Origin of the sequence: Amycolatopsis sp. NBRC 101858 (assembly GCF_030269325.1) — a bacterium.
GTDB classification, from domain to species: domain Bacteria; phylum Actinomycetota; class Actinomycetes; order Mycobacteriales; family Pseudonocardiaceae; genus Amycolatopsis; species Amycolatopsis ponsaeliensis.
Genome location: NZ_BSTD01000006.1, coordinates 417,052 through 442,527, shown reverse-complemented (window position 1 = coordinate 442,527; position 25,476 = coordinate 417,052). Strand labels below are relative to the sequence as shown.

The following is a 25,476-nucleotide window of genomic DNA, read 5'->3' as shown; positions in this document are numbered from 1 at the left end:
CATGTCCGACCTGAGGGGCGACTCAGTCTGGGGGTGGATTCCGGGTCGTCCCTGGGGAGGAGACGCGACCCTGAGCAGCGCTGGGTGCCGGGTCGGGCGCGCTCGGTGACGGCTCGTCCTCTTCGGACGGTTCCGGGGCCTCCTCCGGCGCGTCACCGTTGGGGGAGACGTCTTCGGCGCGCGGGCGCCGCAGCGGCGTGGTCGTGCGCTCCCACAGCTTGCGGCCCTCTTCGGTGCGCAGCCGCTCGGAAGCGCGCTCCATCTCCAGCCGGCGCCACTTGCGCCGCTGGCGCCGGGTCGCCTTCGCCGGCCACAGCTCCTGGATCGCGCTGTTGAAGTACGCGCCGCCGACCACGGCCAGCCCGATGAAGAACATCAGCAGCAGGAACGCGATCGGCGCGGCCAGCGCGCCGTAGGTGTAGCCGGTCTTGGTGATCCAGTTCAGGTAGATGCGCAGGCCGACCGAGGAGAGCAGGAACACGACCATCGCGAGCCCCGCGCCGGGCAGCCCGCGGTGCCACGGCAGCTTCCGCGGCAGGGCGAGCTTGTACAGCGTGGTCAGCGCGAGGGTGATCATCACCCCGAGGGTCGGGAAGTACAGCGCGCTCACCCACGACGTGACCGTCGGGCGCCAGTCGGACGGGAAGAACTCCGGCAGCAGGTCGGGGCCGATCGCCAGCAGCGGCAGCCCGACCACCAGGATGACCAGGCCGCACAGGTACAGCAGCAGCGCGAAGATCCGCTGCCAGACGTCGTTGCGGACGCCGTACTGGTCGTGGGCGACGGTGATCGCGTCCACGAACGACGACATCGCCGACGAACCCGCCCACAGCGAGATCAGGAAGCCGACCGAGACGATCTCGCCCTTGCCGACGGTGAGGATGCTGTTCACGGTCGGTTCGATGATGTCCTGGACGGCGTTGGTGCTGAACACCGTCTTGCAGAACCCGATGATCCGGTCGTGCACCTGCGCGACGACGTCCTGGCCGAACCACTCGCCGACGAAGCCCAGGCTGCCGAGCAGTCCGAGGAGCAGCGGGGGCAGCGACAGCGTCTGCCAGAAGGCCGCTTCGGCGGCCTCGGAGAAGATGTTGCCCTCCCAGGCCTTGCCGAGCGTGCGCGTGAGGAGGCGCCACGGCCCCTTGCGGGCCACCTTCGTCGCTCCCGACGGCTGCACCTCACCCATGACGTGTCCAGCATGGTCCATCCGTGCTGATTTGGCTCGTCACCCTGCCTGCACCCGGGCGTGTCGGGGGACATCACCCGTGCCGGTGCCCGGAACTGTCGGACCCGGCCGGTAGACTCGCTCCAGTGCCCTCACCGCAGTCGCCGACGCCGAAGTCGGTACCACAGTGAGGGTTTTCGCACGTCAAAGCACTTGAGCGAGGGGGGACCGGCATGACGGAGACGCAGCTCGGGGCGCCTCCCGCGGAGAAGGACTCGACCGCGCGCCCGCTGCGGGCGTGGCAGCGGCGGGCACTCACCAAGTACCTCACGCGCAAGCCGAAGGACTTCCTCGCGGTGGCGACGCCCGGCGCCGGCAAGACCGTGTTCGGCCTGCGGATCGCGGCCGAGCTGCTGAGCGACCGCACGATCGAGGCGGTCACCATCGTCACGCCGACCGAGCACCTCAAGCACCAGTGGGCGGCGTCGGCGGCCGCGGCCGGCATCCAGATCGACTCGAACTTCCGCAACACCACCGGCGTCACCTCGTCGGACTACAACGGCGTCGCGCTGACGTACGCGCAGGTCGCGGCGCACCCGACGCTGCACCGGGTGCGTACGGAGAACCGCAAGACGCTGGTCATCCTCGACGAGATCCACCACGGCGGTGACGCGAAGTCCTGGGGCGACGCGATCCGCGAGGCCTTCACCCCGGCCGTCCGGCGGCTGTCGCTGACCGGGACGCCGTTCCGGTCCGACGACTCGGCCATCCCGTTCGTCACCTACGAGCCGGACGCGGGCGGCTTCCAGCGCAGCAAGGCCGACCACTCGTACGGCTACGCGGACGCGCTGGCCGACGGCGTGGTCCGGCCGGTCGTCTTCCTCGCGTACTCGGGCGAGGCCTCCTGGCGCACGAGCGCGGGGGAGGAGTTCACCGCGCGGCTCGGCGAGCCGCTGACCGCGGAGCAGAACGCCCGGGCGTGGCGCACGGCGCTCGACCCGGCCGGCGAGTGGATCCCGGCGGTCCTGCACGCCGCGGACACCCGGCTGTCGCAGGTGCGCCAGAGCGTGCCGGACGCGGGCGGCCTGGTGATCGCCACCGACCAGGAGTCGGCGCGGGCGTACGCGAAGATCCTGGAGCGCATCTCGGGGGAGATGCCGACGCTGGTGCTGTCGGACGACCCGAAGGCGTCGGGCCGGATCAAGGAGTTTTCCGAGACGAACGAGCGCTGGATAGTGGCCGTCCGGATGGTCTCGGAAGGCGTCGACGTCCCGCGGCTCGCGGTGGGTGTGTACGCGACGAGCGCGTCGACCCCGCTGTTCTTCGCCCAGGCGATCGGCCGGTACGTGCGCGCCCGGAAGAAGGGCGAGACGGCGAGCGTGTTCCTGCCGTCGGTGCCGGTGCTGCTGGAGCTGGCCAGCGAGCTGGAAGCGCAGCGCGACCACGTGCTGGGGAAGCCGCACCGCGAGAACGAAGGCTGGGAGGACGAGCTCCTCGCCCAGGCCAACCGCACCGAGGACGAGCCGGGCGAAGAGGAGAAGGCGTTCACATCGCTGGGCGCCTCGGCCGAGCTCGACCAGGTCATCTACGACGGCAACTCGTTCGGCACGGCGGTGTTCTCGGGATCGGACGAGGAGCAGGAGTACCTCGGCCTGCCGGGGCTGCTGGAGCCCGACCAGGTCCGCGCGCTGCTGCGGAAGCGGCAGGAAGAGCAGATCGCGGACGAGAAGCGCCGCAAGCCCGCAAAGGAGGAGCCGGCCCCACAGGCTCGCCCCCAGTCGGTGAGCGAGCGCCTCGGCGCGCTGCGCAAGGAGCTGAACGCGCTGGTGGGGATGTACCACCACCGAACGAAGAAGCCGCACGGCGCGATCCACAACGAGCTTCGGCGGGTTTGCGGAGGGCCGGTGACCGCGATGGCGACCGTGGAGCAGCTCGAGGAACGGATCGTGACGCTGCGGACCTGGTGAGGCGGGTTTCCTGCCGCCGGGGGCCGGGGCCGGGGCCGGGGGCGAGGGGCGTGGCCGGGCGGTCCGGTCGGGGTTGCTCGATCGCGGTGGCGTGGACGGCGCAGCCAAGCCGGCCGGGTTGCTGCTGCGACCGAGGCGGCCGCGGGCAGACCCCACTGGCTCCGGTTGAGCCGGCTTTGCCGGCCGCGCCGATCAAGTCCGGTCGAGCCGACTGAGTCCAGCCGAGCCGGCCAAACCCCGCTTAGCCTGGTCGAGCTGGCTGAGCCGGCCAAGTCCGGCTGAGCCGGCCAAGTCCGGCTGAGCCGGCCAAGTCCGGCCGAGCCGGCCAAGCCTGGTTGAGCCGATTGAGTCTGGCCGCGCCGATCAAGCCCGGCCGAGCCAGCCAAGCCCTGGTCGAGCCAGCCAAGCCCTGGTCGAGCCGGCCGAGTCTGGTCGAGCTGGACAAGCCCGCCCGAGCCGACCAAGCAACCCCGCCCGCTCCGGCCAAGCCCGCCTGACCGGGCCGCTCCCGGTCCACAATCGGCCCCGCCGCCGACCCCACCCGCTCCGGCCCGTCCCACCCACCGGTGTCGCCCGGGAGGCTGAACCCGCCGGTCACCGTCCGTTCCACCGGCGCCGTGCCGAACCTTCCACAACTCCGTGACGTTGCGTGCCCGATCGGTCGTCTCCCGGCTGCCCCGGCGTCCCCCGGCGGGTGGTGCTTCGGGCACGTTCGGGTGCGAAGTTCGCAAGTCGGCGACCAATCCCGGGCGTTTGCCGTGGGTTCACCACCACTTCGCGGCGGATCGCACTCGGTGTACACCGGCGGAGTATCTTCACCCTCGCAAGAAACCTGGATGTAACACACGGTGAGTGCTGGCGATCACATCGTCAGCGGATCTACTCTTTCCGGGCGACGCTCAGCCTGTGTTGCCGAACCGTGTCCAATTGGTGTCATTTAATCGATCCAGCTATCTTCCCCGCAGCCGCTCAGCGGCATATGTTGTCGCCCACAACATATGCGCGACGGTGCGCCGGGACCCTCCGGATCACCGCCTCGCAGGGCCCGAGACGACGTCGACGGCCCACTCGTCACCAATGCTTGGATCCGGAAGGAACGAGGATGCGCAGCAGAACCCTTACCCTCCTCGCCGCGACGGTGAGCACCGGCCTGGTGCTGACCGCTTGCGGTGCCAACAGTTCAGACAGCGGGGGCACGGGGAGCAGCTCCGCTTCCTCCTCCGCGCCGGCCGCCGCCGGTGGTGCCAGCGGCAAGGTCGGCGTCATCCTCCCGGAGACCGCCACCTCGGCGCGCTGGGAAGCGTTCGACAAGCCGATGCTGACGGCCGCGCTGACGGCCCAGGGCTTCGAGGTCGACGTCCAGAACGCCCAGGGTGACAACCAGAAGTTCTCGACGCTGGCGGACGGCTTCATCAGCTCCGGCGTCAAGGTCCTGGTCATCGCCCCGGGTGACCCGGCCGTCGGTGCCGCGGTCGAGGCCAAGGCGAAGACCGCGGGCATCCCGGTCATCGACTACGACCGCCCGAGCCTCGGCGGGTCCGCCGACTACTACGTCTCGTTCGACAACGAGAAGGTCGGCCAGCTGCAGGGCCAGGCCATGGCCGACGCGCTGAAGAGCAAGCCGGGCGCGGGTGTCGTCCAGATCGAGGGCGCCCCGACCGACAACAACGCGACGCTGTTCACCCAGGGCCAGGACTCCGTCCTCGAGCCGCTGTTCTCGGCGGGCACGCTCAAGCGGATCCAGAAGCAGCCGATCAACGACTGGGACAACCAGCTCGGCGGCACGACGTTCGAGCAGATCTTCACCGCCAACGGCGGCAAGGTCGACGGCGTCGTCGCGGCGAACGACGGCCTGGCCGGCGCGGTCATCACCATCCTCAAGAAGAACGGCCTCAACGGCAAGGTCCCGGTCACCGGCCAGGACGCCACCGCCGACGGCCTGATGGCGGTCATGCGCGGCGAGCAGTACATGACGGTCTTCAAGCCGATCAAGGAAGAGGCCGAAGCCACCGCCAAGCTGGCCGCCGCCCTCGCCAAGGGTGACACCGCCGGTGCCGACGCCATCGCGACCGGCAAGCTGCACGACCCGAAGGGCAACCGCGACATCAAGTCGGTGCTGCTCACGCCGACGACGATCCTCGAGAAGGACGTCAAGACGGTCGTCACCCAGGGCTACGTGAAGGCCGCCGAGATCTGTGGTGGCGACCTCGCCGCCAAGTGCAGCTCGCTCGGCATCTCCTGAGCCGCACGCAGCACCCCTGAACAGCCGGGCCGGGACGCGCACCCCGACGGCGCGCCCCGGCCCGGTCCCCACTCCCCGCCCGCGGGGATCGCCTGGCCCTAGCGGCGGCAAAGGGCATCGGAAATTCGGAGAACTGCCATCCATGAGTGAGCCCATCCTCGAGATCAAGGGCCTGAACAAGAGCTTCGGCCCCGTCCACGTCCTCCACGACGTGGACTTCGACGTGCGTGCGGGCGAAGTGACCGCACTGGTCGGCGACAACGGCGCCGGCAAGTCGACCCTCGTCAAGTGCATCGCCGGTATCCACCCGTACGACTCGGGGGCCGTGCGGTTCAACGGGCAGGACGCCCACATCCGCGGTCCCAAGGACGCGGCCGACCTCGGCATCGAGGTCGTCTACCAGGACCTCGCCCTGGCCGACAACCTCGACATCGTGCAGAACATGTTCCTCGGCCGCGAGCGCGGAAACTCGTGGAAGCTGGACGAAGCCAGCATGGAGAAGGCCGCTCGCGAGACGCTGGCTTCCCTGTCGGTGCGGACCGTGAAGTCGGTCCGGACGCCGGTCTCCTCGCTGTCCGGTGGTCAGCGCCAGACCGTGGCGATCGCGAAGTCGGTGCTGTGGAACAGCAAGGTCGTCGTGCTGGACGAGCCGACCGCCGCCCTCGGTGTCGCGCAGACCCGGCAGGTGCTCGACCTGGTCCGCCGGCTGGCCGAGCAGGGCCTCGGGGTCGTGCTGATCAGCCACAACATGGCCGACGTGTTCGAGGTCGCCGACCGCATCTCGGTGCTGTACCTCGGCCGGCTCGTCGCCGAGGTGCACACGAAGGACGTTTCCCACGGCCAGATCGTGGAGCTGATCACCGCCGGGCGCTCCGGTGACCTCGGCCTGGCCCGGCCCGAAGCCGTGGTCCTGTGAGCGGGAAGAAAGAACCGGAAATGACTGAAACCCCTGCCAAGCACGAGGTCGACACCCCGGCCGCGGAAGCGCTCGCGCAGACCCAGAACCCCACCGCGGCGATCACCGACTTCGGCATCGACACGACATCGATGTCAACCGGCGAAGCCGTCCGCGACTACTTCGCCCGCCTGCGAGCCGGTGAACTCGGCTCGCTGCCGTCGCTGTTCGGCCTGCTCGTGCTGGTCATCCTGTTCAGCGCGCTGTCGGACAACTTCTTCACACTGGCCAACATCGCCAACGTCTTCCCGCAGGGCGCGGGCGTGATCATCATCGCGATGGGCATCGTCTTCGTGCTGCTGCTCGGCGAGATCGACCTCGCCGCCGGTGTGGCCTCCGGCACCGCCGCGTCGGTGATGGCCCTGCACTATGTCCATGCCGGCAATTTGCTGGGCTCCATGGGATCCGGCGTGTTCATCACGTTCATCGCCGTCCTCGCCGCGGCCATGCTGCTGTCGGCCTACCAGCGGATCTGGGCCGGTGCCGCGCTGTCGCTGGTCGGGCTGCTGCTCGTGGCGATCGGCGTTCCCGCCAACGCATGGCTGGAGATCCTGCTGGCGATCTGCGTGGGCACCGCGATCGGCTGCATCACCGGCTTCCTGGTGTCGAAGATCGGCATGCCGTCCTTCGTCGTGACACTGGCGCTGTTCATCGTGTGGCAGGGCGTCCTGCTGCAGTTCATCGGTGAGGGCGGCACGATCGGCATCACCAACTCCGACGTCCTGTACAAGATCGCCAACGGCAACCTGAACGTCCTCGGCAGCTGGATCTTCTTCCTCGTCGCCGCCGGCGGGTTCGCCGTGATCACGCTGCTCAGCCACTTCCGGCGGCTCCAGCGCGGCCTGGTCGTGCAGCCGACGGCGCTCGTCGTCGTCAAGGTCGCCGCGCTGGTGGTGCTGTCGGCGCTGGGCACCTGGCTGCTGACGGTCAACCGCTCGCCGAACAAGGCGGTCGTCACGATCGAGGGCGTCCCGTACGTCATCCCGATCATGCTGGTGCTGCTGGTGGCCGGGACCTACGTGCTCAACCGGACCAAGTACGGCCGGTACGTGTACGCGGTCGGCGGCAACAAGGAAGCCGCCCGCCGTGCCGGTATCGACGTGCCGAAGATCCGCGCGAGCGTGTTCGTCATCGGCTCGGCGGTCGCGGCCATCGGCGGCATCGTCGCCGCGTCGAAGGTCGGCTCGGTCAGCCCGCAGTCCGGTGGCCTCAACACGCTGCTGTACTCGGTCGGCGCGGCCGTCATCGGTGGTACGTCGCTGTTCGGCGGCAAGGGCCGCGTGGCCGACGCCGTCGTCGGTGGCCTCGTGATCGCCGTGGTCATCAACGGCCTGGGCCTGCTCAAGCAGCCGGCCGCGGTGGTCAACATCGTCACCGGTCTGGTCCTGTTGCTCGCCGCCACGGTCGACGCGCTGTCGCGGCGCCGCGCGGCTGCGTCGACGCGCTGAACCAGCATGGGATGATCAAGCCCGTGTCCAGCTCACCCGTCGCACGACCGGACGAGGTGCGTCGGCACAACCGCACGACCCTGCTCCGCCTGCTGCACGTCGGCGGGCCGAGCACCCGGGCGACCCTGGCTTCCGAGCTGGGGCTCAACCGGAGCACGATCAAGACCCTCGTCGACGGGCTGGCGGAAGCCGGTGTCGTCGAGGAGAAGGTGCCGAGGCCGGGACGAGGGGCGGGCCGCCCCTCGCTCCTGGTCCTGCCCCAGCCGCACGCGGCGGTCGTGCTCGCGGTCGACCTGCAGGTCGAGCACGTCGCGATCGCGCTGGTCGGGCTGGGCGGCCAGATCCTGGGCCGCAACAGCTGGAACCTGCGCGGCCGGATGGGGCAGCCCGACGAGGTCATCACCCACGTCATCGAGTCGACGACCGTCCTGGCCGGCGACCTCGACGTGACGCCGGTGGCGGCCGGGGTGTCGGTGCCCGGCGTCGTCCGGCGGGCGGACGGGCACGTGCACGAAGCCCCGAACCTGCGCTGGACCGACGTCGCGCTCGGCGAGCGGCTCGGCGCCGTGCTCCAGATCCCGATCCTGGTCGGCAACGACGCCGAGTTCGGCGCGGTCGCCGAGCACCTGCGCGGCGCGGCCCGCGGGGCGTCCGACGTGGTGTACATCTCGGCGGACGTCGGGGTCGGCGGCGGTGTCATCGCCGAAGGGTCGGCACTGCGCGGCGGCTCCGGCTACGTCGGCGAGATCGGGCACATGGTGATCCGCCCGGACGGGCGCGACTGCTACTGCGGCAGCAGCGGCTGCTGGGAGACCGAGGTCGGCGAGGCGGCGCTGTGCCGGGCGCTCGGCCTGCCGGAGGACACCCCGCGCGGGGCGATCCTGTTCGAGCTGCGCGAGCTGGGCCGGAACCCGGAGGCGGCGCTGTCGCGGCTGGCGGAGTTCGCCGAGTGGCTGACGCTGGGGCTGATCAACGTCGTCAACCTGCTCGGGCCGCAGCTGGTGATCCTCGGCGACCTGCTGACGGTGCTGCCGGAGGCGGTGCTGCGGCACGTCGGCGCGGAGGTCCGCCGGCGCAGCCTGGTGAGCCGCGCGGTCGGCGGCACCCGGATCATCAGCTCGGCGCTGGGGGCCGACGTGAAGCTGCTGGGCGCCGCGGAAGTGGCGTTCGAAGTCGTGCTGGATTCTGTCTGATTTCCTGTCCGGTTTCGTGTCCGGAATAGGTATCTTCCGTGGCCTCGCCGTGATATCCGCCACGCACTTTGCAAGTTGCAGAAAAACGAAGGCGGCCGGTGCCTGTGCGCACCGGCCGCCTTCGGCGTTTCGGGGTCGTTACCGCTGGATGTCGGCGGACAGTTCCTTGAGCTTGGCCTCGTGCTCGCGGGCGTGGTGCCCGCAGAAGAGCAGTTCGCCACCCTTGAGGATGGCTCGTACCTGAGCTGCTGCTCCGCACCGGTCACAGCGGTCGGCGGCGGTCAGTTCGGGGCGGGTGAGCGTCGGCGTTGTCATGGGGGTCTCCCTCCGTCCCGGCACCGGTTGCCCGGTGCCATCGATCCAGCTACGCCCACTTCGGGACTGATGCCGGTGGCGGCGATCGCCTTCGGCTCCGCGGTGTTCGTGCTTCCACTCTTCCAGACGTTTCGCGGCTCGCAAGTGTTCCCGCGCCGGTGGGACCTGAGTCACGCCGATTTACCCCGGATGCCGTAACCGCATCCCGCAATGCAGGAGACGATTACCCGGAGAGTTACGTTTTCCGTGGTCAGGCACCATGGGGTCGTGAGCACGCTGACTTCGCCGAGGAGGCTTTCCGCGGTACCCGCCCCGCTGTTGTTCGTTCTCAGCGGAATTTCCATGTACGCCGGAGCGGCCATCGCGGTCGGCCTATTCGGCCACGCGACCCCGGCCGGAGTGGCGTGGCTGCGCTGCCTCGGCGCGGCGGTGGTCCTTCTGGCCTGGCGCCGCCCCGGGCGGGCGGCGTGGCGAGGCCGCCGGCTGGCGCTGGCGATCGCCTTCGGGATCGTGACGGCGGGCATGAACGTGCTCTTCTACGAGGCGATCGCCCGCTTGCCGCTGGGGACGGTGGTGGCGATGGAGTTCATCGGCCCGGTCCTGGTGGCGGCGTTCGGCTCCCGGTCGCTGCGGGACGTGCTGGCGGTGGTCCTGGTGGCGGGCGGGGTGGTGGCGATCGCGGACGTCCGGCTGTCGGGATCGGTGCTCGGGGTGGTGTTCGCCCTGGGCGCGGCGGCGGCCTGGGCGGGCTACATCCTCCTGGGCAAGAGGGTGGCATCGGCCGAGGGCTCGGGGATCGACAGCCTGGCCATCGGCTTCGCGGCGGCGACGGTGGTGCTGTCCCCGCTCGCGTTCGGAACGGGCGAGGTGTGGTCTTCGCCACGGATGCTGCTGCTGGGGGTCGGGGTGGGGGTGCTGTCGACGGTGGTGCCGTACGCGCTGGACCAGGTGGTGCTGAGGCGGCTGGGGCAGGCGAGGTTCGCGGTGTTGCTGGCGTTGCTGCCCGTGACGGCGGGGGTGATGGGGTTCGTGTTGTTGGCGCAGGTGCCTTCGTGGCCGGAGGCGCTGGGGACGGTGGCCGTGGTGGCGGGGGTGGCGCTGCGGAGCCGGGACGAGGTCGTGCGGCCGGTGCCGGAGCCGCCTGGGTGATGTTCGGTGGGGTCGTTGGCGGGTTGTGGTTCGGTGCTGAGCTTTGGTTCGCTGGCGCACTTGGCGCACTTGGCGCACTTGGCGCACTTGGCGCTCTTGCCGGGGCTGCCGGGGCTGCCGGGGCTGCCGGGGCTGCAGTCTCCCGGGTGATGTTCGGTGAGGCGGTCGCCGGCGGGTGTTGTGGTTCGCTGCCGCACCTGCCGCACCTGCCGCACCTGCCGCACCTGCCGCACCTGCCGCACCTGCCGCACCTGCCGCACCTGCCGCACCTGCCGCACCTGCCGCACCTGCCAGGCCTGCTGCATCTGCCGGGTCTGTCGGGCGTGCTGGCCTGCCGGGCTGCCGCGCCGATGGCGCCTGCTGCACTTGCTGCACTTGCCAGAGCCTGCCGGGCCTGCCTGCCGGGTGTGCCGCCCCCTTCCGGGCGTGCCGGGGCTGCCGGGCGTGGCGAGGCTACCGAGCCTCCGCACCGATGGCGCCGGTTGTCCACAGGTCTGCCGTGATGTGGACAACCCAGCCCACCGGCCACTTTCCCCGGCGATTCCGTCGGAGCCGCCCGATACGCTGGAGCGGGGCTCGTCCCCCGGGATGGGTGGGGTCTGTTCGGGGCCGGAGGAGGCGGGTGCCATGACCAAAGCGGCGTCTGCCGCGGCGAAGGACTTCGCCGCGGCCGGGGTGGGCGGTGTCCACCTCGCCTGGGCGGACAACAACGGCATCCCGCGCTCGCGCATCGTTCCCATCGCGGGCCTCGCCGACGCCGCCTCCCGGGGTGTCGGGGCCACCTCGCTCTTCGCCGTCTTCGACAGCCACGACGCCATCACCTACGGGCACGCCGGCCTCGCCACGCCCTCCGGGGACGTCCGGCTCGTGCCCGTCGTCGAGCGGTTGCGGCGGCTTGCCGGGCAGCCCGCGCTGGCCTGGGCGCCCGTCCGGCAGCTCACCCGGAGCGGCGATCCGTGGCCCTACTGCCAGCGGGCCGTCCTCGAAGCGCAGGTTGCCGAGGCCGCGAGGCGTGGCCTCGAGTTCCGGGCCGGCTACGAGCTCGAGTTCGCCGTCGCGCCCGCGGGCAGCGCCGATGTCGTCAGCGCGCCCGGGCATCCCGGGCCCGCCTACAGCCCGCACGCCCTCGTCGGGCTCGACGGCTTCGTCGCCGCCCTCCTGCACGACTTCGCCGCCAACGGCCTCCGGATCGGCCAGCTGCACGCCGAGTACGGCGTGGCGCAGGTCGAACTCTCGCTGGCCGCCACCGATCCGGTCGCCGCCGCCGACGATCAGCTGCTGGCCCGGCAGACCATCCACGCCGCCGCCCACGCGCACGGCCTCGTCGTCAGCTTCGCCCCGCTGGTCGGGCTCGGCTCCGCCGGCAACGGCTGGCACCTGCACACCTCCGTCCGCCGCAAGGGCCGCAACCTCCTCGACGACAACGGCACCGGAGTGCCCGACGGCGACGGCGCCGCCTACCTCGCCGGCCTGCTGCGCGACCTGCCGGCGCTGACCGCGATCACCGCACCGAGCGTCCCGTCCACCCTGCGGCTGCGCCCCGGCTTCTTCGCGGGCGCGTACGCGTTCTGGGGCGTCGAGAACCGGGAGGCGCCGCTTCGGTACGTCCCGGGCTCGCCGTTGCTGGGCGCCGACCACGCGAACGTCGAGCTCAAGACGTCGGACGCATCCGCCAACCCCTACCTCGCCCTGGCCGTGGTGCTCGCCGCCGGGATGGCCGGCATCGAAGACGCGGCCGCACTGCCCGAGCCGATCGCCGAAGACCCGGGCGGCTGGACCGAAGGCGAGCGGGAAACGCGCGGCGTGCGCCGGCTGCCCGCGGACACCGCCGGACAGGACGCCGCCCTGACGGCCTCGCCCCGCGTCGCCGGCGTGCTCGGCGACGACCTGCTCGGGGCCTTCCGCGCGGTCCGGGCGTCCGATGCCGCGTGGGCGGCCGACCGCACGGCCGACGAAATCGTCGCCGCCCACCTGTGGCGTTATTGACGTCTGGGAGAATGGCGCAGACGAAACCGGGAAACCGCTGAGGGGACCGATGTCTTCGGGGATCGACGGCGGGCAGCTCGACCTGTCCGGGGTGCGGTGGCTGCCGGGCGGGGCCCGGCTGGCCGCCCTCGCCCAGGCGGAGCTACCCCAGAAAGACGGCCTGGCCGCCGCGTTCTGCGGGCTCGCGGCGCTGCGCGCGGCCGGGCTCGACGTGCCCGACCAGGACACCGTCGCGATGGCCGCGGGGACCGTCCGCGGGCCGGTCGTGCGCCCGCCGGGCGAGGCGGGCCGCCCGGAGTTCCGGTTGCCCGTGCCGGTCGTCGACGACCCGGCCGCCGCGGGGACGCGGGTTTCCGGGCTGGCGACGGCCGTCGGCGCGCTGTCGGGCCGCGCCCTCGCGGCCGTGCCGGTGACGGGGGAGTGGACCACCGAGACGCTCTTCGACCTGCTGCTCGGACTCTGGGACGTGCCGCGCGTCGCGGTGATCGCCCGGATCGACGGCGCCGAGCTCGGTGCCCACGACACCCCGGAACGCGCGCTGCTCGACTACCTCGACACCGGCGTCCCGCCACTGTGGACGTCCCGCTGGCGTCCGCCGGGCGGCCACTTCGTGCTCGTCGCGGGCGTCCGCATCGGCGCCGAAGGCACCCTGCTGTCCGTTGTGGACACTTATTCGTCGTTGGGGGACAACGGGATCCACGACCAGCCCGTCGAGTGGGTGGCCGCGGCGCTGGCCGGGCTGGGCGTGCTGGTGGTCGTCGATGCGGACCAGGTCGCCGTGGCGCGCGAGGCGGCCCGCGTCGCCGGCCTCACTCCGTCGTTTTGGGACTGACCTCGGCGTTCTCGGGCGCGAACCGCGAATGGCGGCGGCCGTAGGCGAAGTAGATGACCAGGCCGATCACCAGCCACACGGCGAACCGGATCCAGGTGAGCACGTTGAGGTTGAGCATCAGGTACAGGCACGCCAGCGCCGCCAGGATCGGGACCACCGGCGAGAACGGCACCCGGAACGGCCGGTCCAGGTCGGGACGGCGGCGGCGCAGCACGGGCACCGCCACGGCCACGATGATCATCGCCGACAGCGCGCCGATGCTCACCATGTCGGCCAGCTCGGAGATCGGGATGAACGCGGCCAGCACGGCGATCAGGACAGCGCCGCCGATCGTCATCCGGTGCGGGGTGCCCCAGCGCGGGTGCGCGGCGCCGAGTGCCTTCGGCAGCAGGCCGTCGCGGCCCATGGCGAAGCCGATCCGCCCGATCGTGACCAGCTCGACCATCATCACCGACGTCAGCCCGGTCACCGCGCCGAGCGAGATGAGCGCGCCGACCCAGTGCTGGCCGACCTTGTCGAACGCGTCGGCCAGCGGCGCGCCGGTGTCGATGTCGGTGAACGGGATCATCCCGGTCAGCACGATCGAGACCCCGATGTAGAGCAGCGCGCACACGCCGAGCGCGCCGAGGATGCCGACGCGGAGGTCCTTCTTCGGGTTCAGCGTCTCCTCGCCGAGGTTCGCGAGCGCTTCGAAACCGGTGTAGGCGAAGAAGACGATCGCGGCGGCGGTGACCATCCCGGCGATGCCGTAGACCGACTGCTCCAGGCCGAGCGCGGCCTGGACGATCGGCTGCTCCAGCACCGTCGTGCCGTTCGCGGGGGCCTGGGCCGGCGGGATGAACGGCGTCAGGTTCGCGCCCTTGACGAAGAACAAGCCGACCGCCAGCACGAGCACGCAGACGGCGACCTTCACGCAGACGAGCAGGTTGGTCAGCCAGGCGGACTCCTTGATGCCCAGCACGGCCACGACGGTCAGCACCGCGATGATCAGCACCGCGCCGACGTTCACCTTCGCGTCCTCGCCGAACCACTCCGGCGACAGCCCGAGCAGGTTGGCCAGGTAGCCGGACCAGCCGCGCGACACCACGGCGGCGCCGAGCGCGAACTCCAGCAGCAGGTCCCAGCCGATGATCCAGGCGAACACCTCGCCGAGGGTCGCGAAGGCGTACGTGTAGGCACTTCCGGCCGTCGGGACGCTCGAGGCGAGCTCGGCGTAGCAGAGCGCCGCGAGCCCCGCGACGACCGCGCCGAGCACGAACGACAGCGTCACCGCGGGCCCGGCGTGCGTCTTCGCCTCGACACCCGCGAGGGTGAAGATGCCGGTGCCGATGATGATCCCGACGCCGAACCCGACCAGGTCCCGCCCGCGCAGCCGCCGCTTGAGCTCCCCGGAGTCCTGGCGCTTCAGGACGTCGTCCACGTTCAAGGTTCTCCGCACACCCATGAGAAGAAGTTAGAAGGTCACGGAAGTTTCCGCAGAACGGCTCCGGGGTGATGTCGGGCCGTGCGGATGGCGGGAACGGCCCCGCACCGGAATGCTGGGCCCGTGCCCGACGAGATCCCCGCCCGCAGCGCCCTGCACCAGCTCGCCGACCGCTACGGCGTCGCCACCCGGTACGAGAACGCCGACCAGGTCTGGGTCGAGGTCGAAGACGACGTCGTCGTCGCCGTTCTGGGGCAGTTCGGGGTCGACGCCACCAGCGACGACGCCATCGCCCGGGCCCTCGGCGCCCGCGAGACCACGGCGAAGCTGCCGCCGACCATCGTCGTCAAACAAGGCGACACGCGGGCGCTCGGCGTCGACGCCGAGGTCGTCCTCGAAGACGGGAGCCGGCGGCCCGTCACCGGTGAACTGCCGGCCGACCTGCCGCTCGGCTGGCACCGGGTCGTCACCGCCGACCAGGACGTCGTGCTCGCCGTCGTGCCCGCGGTGCTGCCCGCCGTCCCGCCCGCATGGGGCTGGATGCTGCAGCTCTACTCCCTGCACTCGGCCGGTTCCTGGGGCATCGGCGACTACGCCGACCTCGCGACCTTCGCCGCCCGCTCGGCCTCGGAACTGGACGCCGGCGTGCTGCTGGTCAACCCGGTGCAGGCCTTCAGCCCCGCCCACCCCGTCGAACGGTCGCCCTATTCGCCCGCGAGCCGGCGGTTCGCCAACCCCCTCTACCTGCGCGTCACGGCCACCGAGACCTATGCGCAGGCCGATGCCGCGACGCAGGAGACCGTGCAGTCCCTGGCTCCGGACCGCGACGGCGAACTGATCGACTACGACGCCGTCTGGACGGCGAAGCGCGCCGCGCTCGAGCTGCTGTGGCCGCACCGGGTCGAAGACCTGCCGGAAGACGCCGACCTCGACGGCTTCGCTCTCTTCTGCGCCCTCGCCGAACAGCACGGCGCCGACTGGCGGGAGTGGCCCGCGCCGCTCCGGGACCCCGCCGGGCCCGAGGTCGGAAAGGCTCGTGAAGAGCTCGAAGAGCGCGTCGGCTTCCACACCTGGCTGCAGCACCTCTGCCGCGAGCAGCTGGAAACCGCCCGCAAAGCCGCCCGAGACGCCGGGATGACCGTCGGGATCGTGCACGACCTGCCCGTCGGCGTGCACCCCGGCGGGGCCGACACCTGGGCGGTGCGGGACGTCTTCGCCGCCGACGTCCGCGTCGGCGCGCCGCCGGACGCCTTCAACCAGCAGGGACAGGACTGGAACCTGCCGCCGTGGCGGCCGGACAAGCTCGCCGAGGCCGGGTACGCGCCGTTCCGGGACGTCATCCGCGGGGTCCTGCGCTACGCCGACGGCATCCGCGTCGACCACATCGCCGGGCTCTGGCGGCTGTGGTGGATCCCGCCGGGCGAGCCCGCGCACCGCGGCACCTACGTCCACTACGACGCCGAGGCCATGGTCGGCGTGCTCGCCCTGGAGGCGCACCGGGCCGGCGCGGTCGTCGTGGGGGAGGACCTCGGCACCGTCGAGGACACCGTCACCGAGACCATGCACGAGCGCGGCATGCTCAGCTCGGCCGTCCTGTGGTTCGAACGCGACTGGGACGCGCCGGGCAAGCCGTTCACCCGCCCGGACGAGTGGGATCCGGAGGCCATGGCCAGCATCTCCACGCACGACCTGCCGACCGTCACCGGCTGGCTGCGGGGCGAGCACGTCCGGGTCCGCGCCGAGCTGGGGCTGCTGGACCGGGGCGTCGAGGCCGAAGAAGAAGCCGCCGCCGCGGAACGGCAAGCCCTGCGGGAACTCCTTACCCGGGAAGGGATCCCGGCCGACGACATGGTCGTCGCCTTGCACACCCTGCTCGCGAGGGCCGCGTCACGGCTGGTGCTGACCTCGCCGGCCGACGTCGCGGGCCAGGTACGGCAGCCGAATCTGCCCGGGACGGTCGACCAGTACCCTAACTGGCGGATCCCCCTTCCCGTCAGTGTCGACGGCTTCTTCACCGCGAAGGGGGTGCGCGCCGCGATCGCGCCGCTGGCGGCGGCGCGTCCCTTGCCCCGGTAACGGGTACCCCACGGCACGCGATTCCCGTCCGTCAGCACGGACACCCCGGCACAACCTGCGAAAGCTCGAGGAGAACCCAGTGCGGCCCTGGCCCGGAATGCCCTACCCGCTCGGCGCCACCTACGACGGAGTGGGGACGAACTTCGCCCTCTTCTCCGAGGTGGCCGAGCGGGTGGAGCTGTGCCTCTTCGACGACGACGGCACCGAAACGCGGTACGCCCTGGAGGAGGTGGACGGGTTCGTCCACCACGGCTACCTGCTCAACGTCCAGCCCGGCCAGCGCTACGGGTTCCGGGTGCACGGCCCGTACGACCCGGCCCGCGGCCTGCGCTGCAACCCGAACAAGCTGCTCATCGACCCGTACGCGAAGGCCGTCTCGCACGGCGTGAAGTGGGACGAGTCGCTGTTCGGCTACCAGTTCGCCAGCCCGGAGGAGCGCAACGACGACGACTCCGCCGGCCGCGTGCCGTACTCGCTGGTGGCGAACCCGTTCTTCGACTGGGGCAACGACCGCCAGCCGAAGCGGCCGTACAACGAGACGGTCATCTACGAGGCCCACGTCAAGGGCATGACGGTGAACCACCCGTTCGTGCCCGAGGCGCTGCGGGGCACCTACGCCGGCCTGGCGCACCCCGCCGTCGTCGAGCACCTGCAGAAACTCGGCGTGACGGCGGTGGAGCTGCTGCCGGTGCACCAGTTCGTCTCCGACCACGGCCTGGAGGAGAAGGGGCTCACGAACTACTGGGGCTACAACACGATCGGCTTCTTCGCCCCGCACGACTCCTACGCCGCGATGCCCGGTGAGGGCGGCCAGGTCCAGGAGTTCAAGGGCATGGTCAAGGCCCTCCACGAGGCCGGCATCGAAGTGATCCTGGACGTGGTTTACAACCACACCGCGGAGGGCAACCACCTCGGGCCGACCCTGTCGATGCGCGGCATCGACAACGAGGCCTACTACCGCGTGGTGGAGGGGGAGCCGGAGTACTACATGGACTACACCGGCACCGGGAACTCGCTCAACGTCCGCAACCCGCACACCCTGCAGCTGATCATGGACTCGCTGCGGTACTGGGTGACGGAGATGCACGTCGACGGCTTCCGCTTCGACCTCGCCTCCGCGCTGGCGCGCGAGTTCTACGACGTCGACCGGTTGTCCACGTTCTTCGACCTCGTGCAGCAGGACCCGATCGTGAGCCAGGTGAAGCTGATCGCCGAGCCGTGGGACGTCGGTCCCGGTGGCTACCAGGTCGGCAACTTCCCGCCGCTGTGGACGGAGTGGAACGGGCAGTACCGCGACACCGTCCGCGACTTCTGGCGCGGCGAGCCCTCGACGCTCGGCGAGTTCGCGTCGCGGATCACCGGCTCCTCGGACCTCTACCAGGACGACGGCCGCCGCCCGTTCGCGTCGATCAACTTCGTCACCGCCCACGACGGCTTCACGCTGCGGGACCTGGTGTCCTACAACGAAAAGCACAACGAGGCCAACGGTGAAGACGGCCGCGACGGCGCCGACGACAACCGGTCGTGGAACTGCGGGGTCGAGGGCGAGACCGACGACCCGCAGGTGCTGGACCTGCGCATCCGGCAGCAGCGCAACATGCTCGCCACGGTGATGCTGTCGCAGGGCGTGCCGATGATCCTGCACGGCGACGAGTTCGGCCGCACCCAGCAGGGCAACAACAACGTCTACTGCCAGGACTCCGAACTGTCCTGGATGGACTGGGCGCTGGCCACCGAGCACGCCGACCTGGTCCGGTTCACCGGCGGGCTGAGCGCGTTCCGCAAGCAGCACCCGGTGTTCCGCCGCCGCCGCTTCTTCCAGGGCGGGCCGGTCGGCAAGGGCGAGAAGCTCGGCGACATCGCCTGGTTCACCCCGGCCGGCGAGGAGATGACCGAGCAGAACTGGGACGACGGCTTCGGCAAGGCGGTCGTCGTCTTCCTCAACGGCCAGGCGATCCCGGACCTCGACCCGCGCGGGATGCACGTCGAAGACGACTCGTTCCTGCTCGCGTTCAACGCGCACTACGAGGACATCGACGCCAAGCTGCCGGGCAACGGCTACGGCCAGGCCTGGACCGTCGTCATCGACACGGCGGCGGGCGAGGTCGAGCCGCACGACGCGAAACCCATCGAAGGCGGCGGCCAGTTCACCCTGCCCGCCCGGTCCCTGATCGTGCTGCAGCGGACGGAGCCCGCATGACGGTGCCGGAGTCGACCTACCGGGTGCAGCTGCGCCCGGAGTTCCCCTTCAGCGACGCGGCCGAAATCGCCGGCTACCTGCGTGACCTGGGCATCGGTGCGCTCTACGCGTCGCCGGTGCTCGACGCGGCACCCGGCTCGACCCACGGCTACGACGTCGTCGACCCGACGCGCGCGCGGCCCGAGCTGGGCGGCGAAACCGCCCGGGTGGCGCTGAGCGAGAAGCTGAAGGAGCTGGGGCTCGGCCTGGTCGTCGACATCGTGCCGAACCACATGTCGGTCGAGGTGCCGAAGGTCAACCGGTGGTGGTGGGACGTGCTCACCCACGGCCGGGACTCGGAGTTCGCGGCCTTCTTCGACGTCGACTGGGACCGCGGCCCGCTCCTGCTGCCGGTGCTCGGCGATGACGACGCCGTGAGCGAGCTGACCGTCGACGACGGCGAGCTGGCCTACTACGACCACCGCTTCCCGCTCGCGCCCGGCACGGAAAGCGGGACGCCGCAGGAGGTCCACGAGCGCCAGCACTACCGCCTGGTCGGCTGGCGCCGCGGCAACGCGGAGCTGACCTACCGCCGGTTCTTCGACATCACGAACCTCGCCGCGGTCCGCGTCGAGGACCCGAAGGTGTTCGCCGAGACGCACGGGGAGGTCCTGCGCTGGGTCGCCGAGGGCGACGTCACCGGCCTGCGCGTCGACCACCCGGACGGCCTCGCCGACCCGGGCGGCTACTTCCGGCGGCTGCGGGAGAACGCGCCGGACGCGTGGATCGTCGCGGAGAAGATCCTGCACCCGGGCGAGCCGCTGCCGCAGAGCTGGCCGGTCGACGGCACCACCGGCTACGACGCCCTGCGCGAGATCGCCGGCGTCTTCGTCGACCCGGCCGCCGAGCCCGCGTACACCGAGCTGGCCACGGAGCTGGGCGTGAAGACCGGCTACCACCGCGTCGAGGCCGAGGCCCGGCGCCTGGTCACCGACCACATCCTGGTCGCCGAGGTCCGGCGCATCGCGGCGCTGCTGCCCGACGTCGACCCGGAGCAGGCGCGGCAGGCGGTCGCCGAGACGATGGTCGCCTTCCCCGTCTACCGCTCCTACCTCCCCGAAGGCGCGGCGAACTGGACGGCGGCGATCGACGGCGCCCGGCAGGCCCGGCCCGACCTCGCCGACGCGCTGGCCGCCCTCGACGCCCACGTGCGCGAGAACCCGGAAAGCGAGCTGGCCACCCGGATCCAGCAGACGTCCGGCATGGTCGTGGCCAAGGGCACCGAGGACACGACGTTCTACCGCTACACGCGCTTCGCCGCGCTCAACGAGGTCGGCGGCAACCCGGACCGGTTCGGCCTCGGCGTCGAGGAGTTCCACCGCCTGGCCGCCGAGCGCGAGGCCGGCTACCCGGCGGCGATGACGACGCTGACCACGCACGACACCAAGCGCTCGGAGGACACCCGCGCGCGGATGGCCGTGCTCGCGGAGGTGCCCGGCGAGTTCGCCGAGGCCGTCCGGAGGTGGACGGCGCGGCGCGGGATCGACGAGCCGTCGCTGAACCTCCTCGCGTGGCAGACGCTGGTCTCGACCTGGCCGATCGAGCCCGCCCGGCTGCGGGACTACCTCGACAAGGCGGCCAAGGAAGCCAAGCTCCGGACCAGCTGGACCAGCCACGACGAGGCGTTCGAGGCCGACGTCGCCGCCTGGCCCGAGGACGTCATGGGCGACGCGGAGCTGGCGTCGGACGTCGAGGCGTTCGTCGCGCGCATCGAGCAGCCCGGGTACGTCAACTCCCTCGGGCAGAAGCTGGTGCAGCTGACCGCACCCGGCGTCCCGGACGTCTACCAGGGCACCGAGCTGTGGGACTTCTCGCTGGTCGACCCGGACAACCGCCGCCCGGTCGACTACGCGGTCCGGCGCGAAACCCTGGCGCGGGTCGCCGACGGCGAGCTGCCGGAGATCGACGCGTCGGGCGCGGCGAAGCTGCTCGTCGTGCACAAGGCGCTGCGGCTGCGCCGCGAACACCCGGCGCTGTTCCGCGGCTACCGGCCGCTGCGGGCCGAGGGTGCGGCCGCCGGGCACGTCCTGGCGTACACGCGCAGCGCGGACCTGGCCGTGGCGGTGACCCGGCTGCCGATCGGCCTCGACGCCGCCGGCGGCTGGCGCGGCACCGTGCTCCCGCTGCCGGCCGGCGTCTGGACCGACGTCCTGACCGGCCGCGAGGTCACCGGCGACGTGGCCACCCTGTTCGAGCGGTACCCCGTGGCGGTGCTGGTGCGAGGAGACGCATGAGGTTCAGCGTGTGGGCCCCCGCGGCCCGCCGGGTCCGGGTGAGCGTCGACGCCGGCGTGCACGAGATGACCGCCGGCGACGGCGGCTGGTGGCACGCCGACGCCGACGGCGTCAACTACGCCTTCCTCCTCGACGACTCCGCCGACCGCCTGCCGGACCCGCGGTCGCGGTGGCAGCCGCACGGCGTCCACCAGGAGTCGCGGGTCTACGACCACGCCGAGTTCGAGTGGACCGACGACGCGTGGCACGGCCGGCAGCTGCCCGGCGGGGTCGTCTACGAGCTGCACGTCGGCACGTTCACCGAGGGCGGCACCTTCGACGCGGCCATCGACCGGCTCGACCACCTCGTCGAGCTCGGCATCACCCACGTCGAGCTGCTGCCGGTCAACTCGTTCGACGGCACCGCGGGCTGGGGCTACGACGGCGTCCTCTGGGGCGCGGTCCACGAGCCCTACGGCGGCCCGGACGGCTTCAAGCGGTTCGTCGACGCGGCCCACGCGCGCGGGCTGGCCGTCGTGCTCGACGTCGTCTACAACCACCTCGGGCCCTCGGGCGCGTACCTCGACCGGTTCGGGCCGTACTTCGCCGGGCAGAACGACTGGGGTCCGGGCCTGAACCTCGACGGCGCCGGCTCGGACGAGGTCCGCCGGTACGTCGTGGACAACGCGCTGAGCTGGTTCCGCGACTTCCACGTCGACGCGCTGCGCCTGGACGCCGTGCACGCGCTGCTCGACCGGCGGGCCGTCCACCTGCTCGAACAGCTCGCCGTCGAGACCGGGGCGCTGTCGGCGGCGCTGAACCGGCCGCTGACGCTGATCGCCGAGTCCGACCTGAACGACCCGAAGCTGGTCACGCCCCGCGAGCGCGGCGGTCACGGCCTGCACGCCCAGTGGTCGGACGACTTCCACCACGCCCTGCACGTCACGCTCACCGGCGAGACGTCCGGCTACTACACCGACTTCGCCGCGCCGGACGCGCTGGCCAGGGTCCTGCGCGAGGTGTTCTTCCACGCCGGCACCTGGTCGTCGTTCCGCGAGCGGACCCACGGCCGCCCGGTCGACACCCGGACCGTGCCGGGCCACCGCTTCCTCGGCTACCTGCAGAACCACGACCAGATCGGCAACCGCGCGACCGGCGACCGGCTGTCGGCGACGGTCTCGCAAGACCGGCTGGGCTGCGGCGCGGCCATCCTGTTCTGCTCGCCGTTCACGCCGATGGTGTTCATGGGGGAGGAGTGGGCGGCGAGCACGCCGTGGCAGTTCTTCGCCTCCTTCCCGGACCCGGAGCTGGCCGAGGCGGTCCGCACGGGCCGCCGTCGCGAGTTCGCCCGGCACGGCTGGGGCGAGTCCGACGTGCCCGACCCGATGGACCCGGCCACCGTCGAGCACTCCCGGCTCGACTGGGCCGAAGCGGACACGCCCGGCCACCGCGAGATGCTCGAGCTGTACCGGACGCTCATCCGGCTGCGCCGCGAACACCCCGAGCTGGCCGGCCCGTGGGTCGCCGACCTGCGGGTGGACACCGCGCCGGACGGCTCGTGGCTCGTGCTGCACCGCGGCGGGCTCCGGCTGGCCGTCAACTTCGGTCCCGGCCCGGTCACGCTCCCGCTCGGGGCCACGGCGACCCTGCTGACCTGGGCCGGAGCCACCGTGGACGGCGGGGCGGCCGAGCTGCCGCCGGACGGTTTCGTTCTGGTCGAAACCCGATAACCGGCGCGCACATCGCGCGCGAAGCGACCCGGATCTGGGACGATTCAGGAATGGCCACGCGACCCTCGACCCAGCACGTCCTCGCCGGACGCCCGTTCCCGCTCGGCGCCCACCCCGAGGCGGGCGGGGTCCGGTTCGCGATCACCTCCGCCGTCGCGGACGCGGTCGACCTGTGCCTGGTCGACGCCGACGGGTCGGAGCGCCGGATCGCGCTCACCGAGCGCACGTTCGGCGTCTGGCACGGCCTGGTGCCCGGGGTGACGCCGGGGCAGCGGTACGGCTACCGGGTCCACGGCCCGTACGACCCGGCGCGCGGCCTCCGGTGCAACCCGCACAAGCTGCTGCTCGACCCGTACGCCCGGCAGATCACCGGCGGGCTCACCGACCTGGGCGCGGCGCAGGGCTTCACCGGTGACCCCGAGCGCGGCCCGATGTCCACAGTGGACTCCCTGGGCAGCGTGCCGCTGTCGGTGGTGTCCTCGCCGGGCGGGCCGGACACCGGGGTCAAGCCGGAGGTCCCGTTCGAGGAGGCGGTGGTCTACGAGCTGCACGTCAAGGGGTTCACCCAGCAGCACCCGTTCATCCCGGAGGCGCTGCGCGGCACCTACCTCGGCCTGGCCCACCCGGTGGCCATCGAGTACCTGACCCGGCTCGGCGTCACGTCGGTGGAGCTACTGCCGGTGCACTCGTTCCTCGACGAGCCGTCGCTGGTCCGGGCCGGGCGGCACAACTACTGGGGGTACTCGCCGCTCGGCTTCTTCGCGCCGCACGCCGGCTACGCCAGCGAGCCCGGCCACGAGATCGAGGAGTTCCGCCTGATGGTGGCCGCCCTGCACGCGGCCGGCATCGAGGTGATCGTCGACGTCGTGTTCAACCACACCTGCGAGGGCGGGCCCGACGGGCCGACGCTGAGCTTCCGCGGGCTGAACGCGCCGGTGTACTACCTGCACACCGAGCGCGGCCACATGGCCGACATCACCGGCTGCGGCAACACCCTGGAGGCCGGCTCGCCGACCGTCGTCCGGCTGGTCACCGACTCGCTGCGGTACTGGACGCAGGAGCTGGGCGTCGACGGCTTCCGGTTCGACCTGGCCAGCACGCTCGGCCGGGCCCGCGGCGGCGTGTTCGACCCGGCGTCGACGCTGCTCACCGCGATCACGACCGACCCGGTGCTCTCGCGCTGCAAGCTGATCGCGGAGCCGTGGGACGCGACCGGCGAGGGCTACCGCGTCGGCGGCTTCGGCGCCCAGTGGGCGGAGTGGAACGGCCGCTACCGCGACACGATCCGGGACTTCTGGCGCGGCGCGACCGGCGTGCGCGACCTCGCGTACCGGTTGTCCGGTTCGTCGGACCTCTACGACCACAACCTGCGCCGGCCGTGGCAGTCGATCAACTTCGTCACCGCCCACGATGGCTTCACGCTGCGGGACCTGGTTTCCTACAACGAAAAGCACAACGAGGCCAACGGCGAGGACAACCGCGACGGCGGCAACGACAACCGCTCGTGGAACCACGGCGTCGAGGGCCCCACGGACGACCCGGAGATCCGCGAGCTGCGCGTGCGGCAGGTGCGGAACATGTTCGCCACGCTGCTGCTGTCCACCGGCACCCCGATGATCACCGCGGGCGACGAGTTCTGGCGGACCCAGGGCGGCAACAACAACGCGTACTGCCTCGACGACGAGACGTCCTGGCTGGACTGGACGCCGGCGGACCCCGAGGCCGAGGCCATGCTGACCTTCGCCCGCCGGGTCGTGCGGCTGCGGGCGAACAGCCCGGCGCTGCGGCAGCCGGAGTTCTTCGAAGGCCGGACGACGCCGACCGGCAAGCCGGACCTGGTCTGGTTCCGCCCCGACGGCGAGGAGTTCGGCGAGACCGACTGGTTCGAGGACCGGCACACGCTCGGCATGTGGGTCGACGGCTCGAACAGCCAGGCCCGCAACCGCGACGGCGAGCTGGTGCCCGACCACTCGTGGCTGATGTGGCTGCACGCGGGGGACGAGCCGGCCGAGGTGGTCCTGCCGGGCCGCGAGTACGGCGAGACGTTCAAGCCGACGCTCGACACGAGCACCTCCGACGGCAGCCCGGCCAACCCGGGCCCGCTGGAGGCCAAGAGCCGGCTGACACTCCAGTCCCGTTCCCTGCTCCTGCTCCGCGCCCCGCGCCTGGCTGCGGAGCACCCCGAAGGCCCCTGACGAACCGTGATCGAAGGGTCGACACGCGTGATTGGAGGGTCGACACGGCAGCCGGATCGTGTCGACCCTCCAATCACGCGAGTTGACTCCCCGATCACGCGTGTCGACCCTTCCGTCACGGGAGCCGTGTCGTCCATTCGGGTACGGGTGTTCAACGGCGGGGTCCGGCGGCGGGCCGCGGCGCGCGGTTAACCTGCCGGACATCTGCCGGAAATTCCTTGCGGGGGAAGCGTTTCAGTCGCACCCGGGTGGGTACTGAACAAGGGAGACCTGCCTCGATCGTGCGTGATCGAGTCGGGCAGACTGACGACGCCTGCGCACAAACCGACACTCCCGAGGGGCGTTGCC

17 protein-coding genes are annotated in these 25,476 nt (G+C 71.5%); 14 read left to right on the top strand and 3 right to left on the bottom strand.

Annotated features, from left to right (window positions below):
* Positions 1-22: 22 nt before the first annotated feature.
* Positions 23-1,186, bottom strand: a complete 1,164-nt coding sequence (locus tag QSK39_RS41190) for a YihY/virulence factor BrkB family protein (protein WP_285483230.1) — start codon at positions 1,184-1,186, stop codon at positions 23-25.
* Between the two features lie 212 nt (positions 1,187-1,398).
* On the opposite strand from QSK39_RS41190, the gene QSK39_RS41185 reads away from it, so the two are divergent.
* From QSK39_RS41185 to QSK39_RS41165, 5 genes are all read left to right on the top strand, one after another.
* Positions 1,399-3,132 (top strand): DEAD/DEAH box helicase, encoded by a 1,734-nt coding sequence (locus QSK39_RS41185; RefSeq protein ID WP_285483229.1) that lies wholly within the window; start codon positions 1,399-1,401, stop codon positions 3,130-3,132.
* 1,102 nt (positions 3,133-4,234) lie between these two features.
* Positions 4,235-5,374: a sugar ABC transporter substrate-binding protein gene (locus QSK39_RS41180; RefSeq protein WP_285483228.1), complete on the top strand. Its 1,140-nt coding sequence runs from the start codon at positions 4,235-4,237 to the stop codon at positions 5,372-5,374.
* A gap of 142 nt (positions 5,375-5,516) precedes the next feature.
* The gene (locus QSK39_RS41175) at positions 5,517-6,290 is read left to right on the top strand and encodes an ATP-binding cassette domain-containing protein (RefSeq protein ID WP_247063508.1); all 774 of its coding nucleotides are present in this window, start codon (positions 5,517-5,519) and stop codon (positions 6,288-6,290) included.
* Positions 6,291-6,310: 20 nt separating this feature from the next.
* Positions 6,311-7,777, top strand: a complete 1,467-nt coding sequence (locus QSK39_RS41170) for a sugar ABC transporter permease (RefSeq protein ID WP_285483227.1) — start codon at positions 6,311-6,313, stop codon at positions 7,775-7,777.
* 11 nt (positions 7,778-7,788) lie between these two features.
* Positions 7,789-8,970: an ROK family transcriptional regulator gene (locus tag QSK39_RS41165; RefSeq protein ID WP_285483226.1), complete on the top strand. Its 1,182-nt coding sequence runs from the start codon at positions 7,789-7,791 to the stop codon at positions 8,968-8,970.
* A 138-nt stretch (positions 8,971-9,108) separates the two neighbouring features.
* Here the strand turns inward: QSK39_RS41165 and QSK39_RS41160 are convergent, their stop codons facing one another.
* Complete coding sequence (locus tag QSK39_RS41160; protein WP_284745229.1) at positions 9,109-9,285, bottom strand: DUF7455 domain-containing protein; 177 nt, start codon at positions 9,283-9,285, stop codon at positions 9,109-9,111.
* 342 nt (positions 9,286-9,627) lie between these two features.
* Between QSK39_RS41160 and QSK39_RS41155 the strand changes: the two genes are divergently transcribed.
* From QSK39_RS41155 to QSK39_RS41140, 4 genes are all read left to right on the top strand, one after another.
* Positions 9,628-10,434, top strand: coding sequence for an EamA family transporter (locus QSK39_RS41155; protein ID WP_285483629.1), 807 nt, complete (start codon positions 9,628-9,630; stop codon positions 10,432-10,434).
* 146 nt (positions 10,435-10,580) lie between these two features.
* Complete coding sequence (locus QSK39_RS41150; protein WP_285483225.1) at positions 10,581-10,937, top strand: hypothetical protein; 357 nt, start codon at positions 10,581-10,583, stop codon at positions 10,935-10,937.
* Positions 10,938-11,061: 124 nt separating this feature from the next.
* A complete protein-coding gene (locus QSK39_RS41145; protein ID WP_285483224.1) occupies positions 11,062-12,420 on the top strand; it encodes a type I glutamate--ammonia ligase in 1,359 nt (452 codons plus the stop codon).
* 49 nt (positions 12,421-12,469) lie between these two features.
* The gene (locus QSK39_RS41140; RefSeq protein ID WP_285483223.1) at positions 12,470-13,252 is read left to right on the top strand and encodes a DUF6885 family protein; all 783 of its coding nucleotides are present in this window, start codon (positions 12,470-12,472) and stop codon (positions 13,250-13,252) included.
* On the opposite strand, the gene QSK39_RS41135 is transcribed toward QSK39_RS41140, so the two are convergent.
* Positions 13,230-14,672 carry an amino acid permease gene (locus QSK39_RS41135; RefSeq protein WP_285483628.1) on the bottom strand — a complete coding sequence of 481 codons (1,443 nt, stop codon included), beginning with the start codon at positions 14,670-14,672 and terminating at the stop codon, positions 13,230-13,232. The genes QSK39_RS41140 and QSK39_RS41135 overlap by 23 nt on opposite strands.
* 126 nt (positions 14,673-14,798) lie before the next feature.
* Here QSK39_RS41135 and malQ point away from each other — a divergent pair, with 126 nt between their 5' ends.
* From malQ to glgX (QSK39_RS41110), 5 genes are all read left to right on the top strand, one after another.
* The gene (malQ, locus tag QSK39_RS41130) at positions 14,799-16,751 is read left to right on the top strand and encodes a 4-alpha-glucanotransferase (protein ID WP_285483222.1); all 1,953 of its coding nucleotides are present in this window, start codon (positions 14,799-14,801) and stop codon (positions 16,749-16,751) included.
* Positions 16,752-16,830: 79 nt separating this feature from the next.
* Positions 16,831-18,951: a glycogen debranching protein GlgX gene (glgX, locus tag QSK39_RS41125; RefSeq protein WP_285483221.1), complete on the top strand. Its 2,121-nt coding sequence runs from the start codon at positions 16,831-16,833 to the stop codon at positions 18,949-18,951.
* Positions 18,948-21,224 (top strand): malto-oligosyltrehalose synthase, encoded by a 2,277-nt coding sequence (gene treY, locus QSK39_RS41120; protein ID WP_285483220.1) that lies wholly within the window; start codon positions 18,948-18,950, stop codon positions 21,222-21,224. The genes glgX (QSK39_RS41125) and treY overlap by 4 nt, the downstream gene beginning before the upstream one ends.
* Positions 21,221-22,933 carry a malto-oligosyltrehalose trehalohydrolase gene (treZ, locus tag QSK39_RS41115; protein WP_285483219.1) on the top strand — a complete coding sequence of 571 codons (1,713 nt, stop codon included), beginning with the start codon at positions 21,221-21,223 and terminating at the stop codon, positions 22,931-22,933. The genes treY and treZ overlap by 4 nt, the downstream gene beginning before the upstream one ends.
* A 50-nt stretch (positions 22,934-22,983) precedes the next feature.
* Positions 22,984-25,128: a glycogen debranching protein GlgX gene (gene glgX, locus QSK39_RS41110; RefSeq protein ID WP_285483218.1), complete on the top strand. Its 2,145-nt coding sequence runs from the start codon at positions 22,984-22,986 to the stop codon at positions 25,126-25,128.
* The last annotated feature ends 348 nt before the right edge of the window (positions 25,129-25,476 follow it).

Bases quoted from the DNA above. Each gene is read 5' to 3' on its own strand.
- QSK39_RS41190 (WP_285483230.1), bottom strand. From the start codon at position 1,186: ATGGGTGAGGTGCAGCCGTCGGGAGCGACGAAGGTGGCCCGCAAGGGG.
- QSK39_RS41185 (WP_285483229.1), top strand. From the start codon at position 1,399: ATGACGGAGACGCAGCTCGGGGCGCCTCCCGCGGAGAAGGACTCGACC.
- QSK39_RS41180 (WP_285483228.1), top strand. From the start codon at position 4,235: ATGCGCAGCAGAACCCTTACCCTCCTCGCCGCGACGGTGAGCACCGGC.
- QSK39_RS41175 (WP_247063508.1), top strand. From the start codon at position 5,517: ATGAGTGAGCCCATCCTCGAGATCAAGGGCCTGAACAAGAGCTTCGGC.
- QSK39_RS41170 (WP_285483227.1), top strand. From the start codon at position 6,311: ATGACTGAAACCCCTGCCAAGCACGAGGTCGACACCCCGGCCGCGGAA.
- QSK39_RS41165 (WP_285483226.1), top strand. From the start codon at position 7,789: ATGATCAAGCCCGTGTCCAGCTCACCCGTCGCACGACCGGACGAGGTG.
- QSK39_RS41160 (WP_284745229.1), bottom strand. From the start codon at position 9,285: ATGACAACGCCGACGCTCACCCGCCCCGAACTGACCGCCGCCGACCGC.
- QSK39_RS41155 (WP_285483629.1), top strand. From the start codon at position 9,628: ATGTACGCCGGAGCGGCCATCGCGGTCGGCCTATTCGGCCACGCGACC.
- QSK39_RS41145 (WP_285483224.1), top strand. From the start codon at position 11,062: ATGACCAAAGCGGCGTCTGCCGCGGCGAAGGACTTCGCCGCGGCCGGG.
- QSK39_RS41140 (WP_285483223.1), top strand. From the start codon at position 12,470: ATGTCTTCGGGGATCGACGGCGGGCAGCTCGACCTGTCCGGGGTGCGG.
- treY (WP_285483220.1), top strand. From the start codon at position 18,948: ATGACGGTGCCGGAGTCGACCTACCGGGTGCAGCTGCGCCCGGAGTTC.
- treZ (WP_285483219.1), top strand. From the start codon at position 21,221: ATGAGGTTCAGCGTGTGGGCCCCCGCGGCCCGCCGGGTCCGGGTGAGC.
- glgX (WP_285483218.1), top strand. From the start codon at position 22,984: ATGGCCACGCGACCCTCGACCCAGCACGTCCTCGCCGGACGCCCGTTC.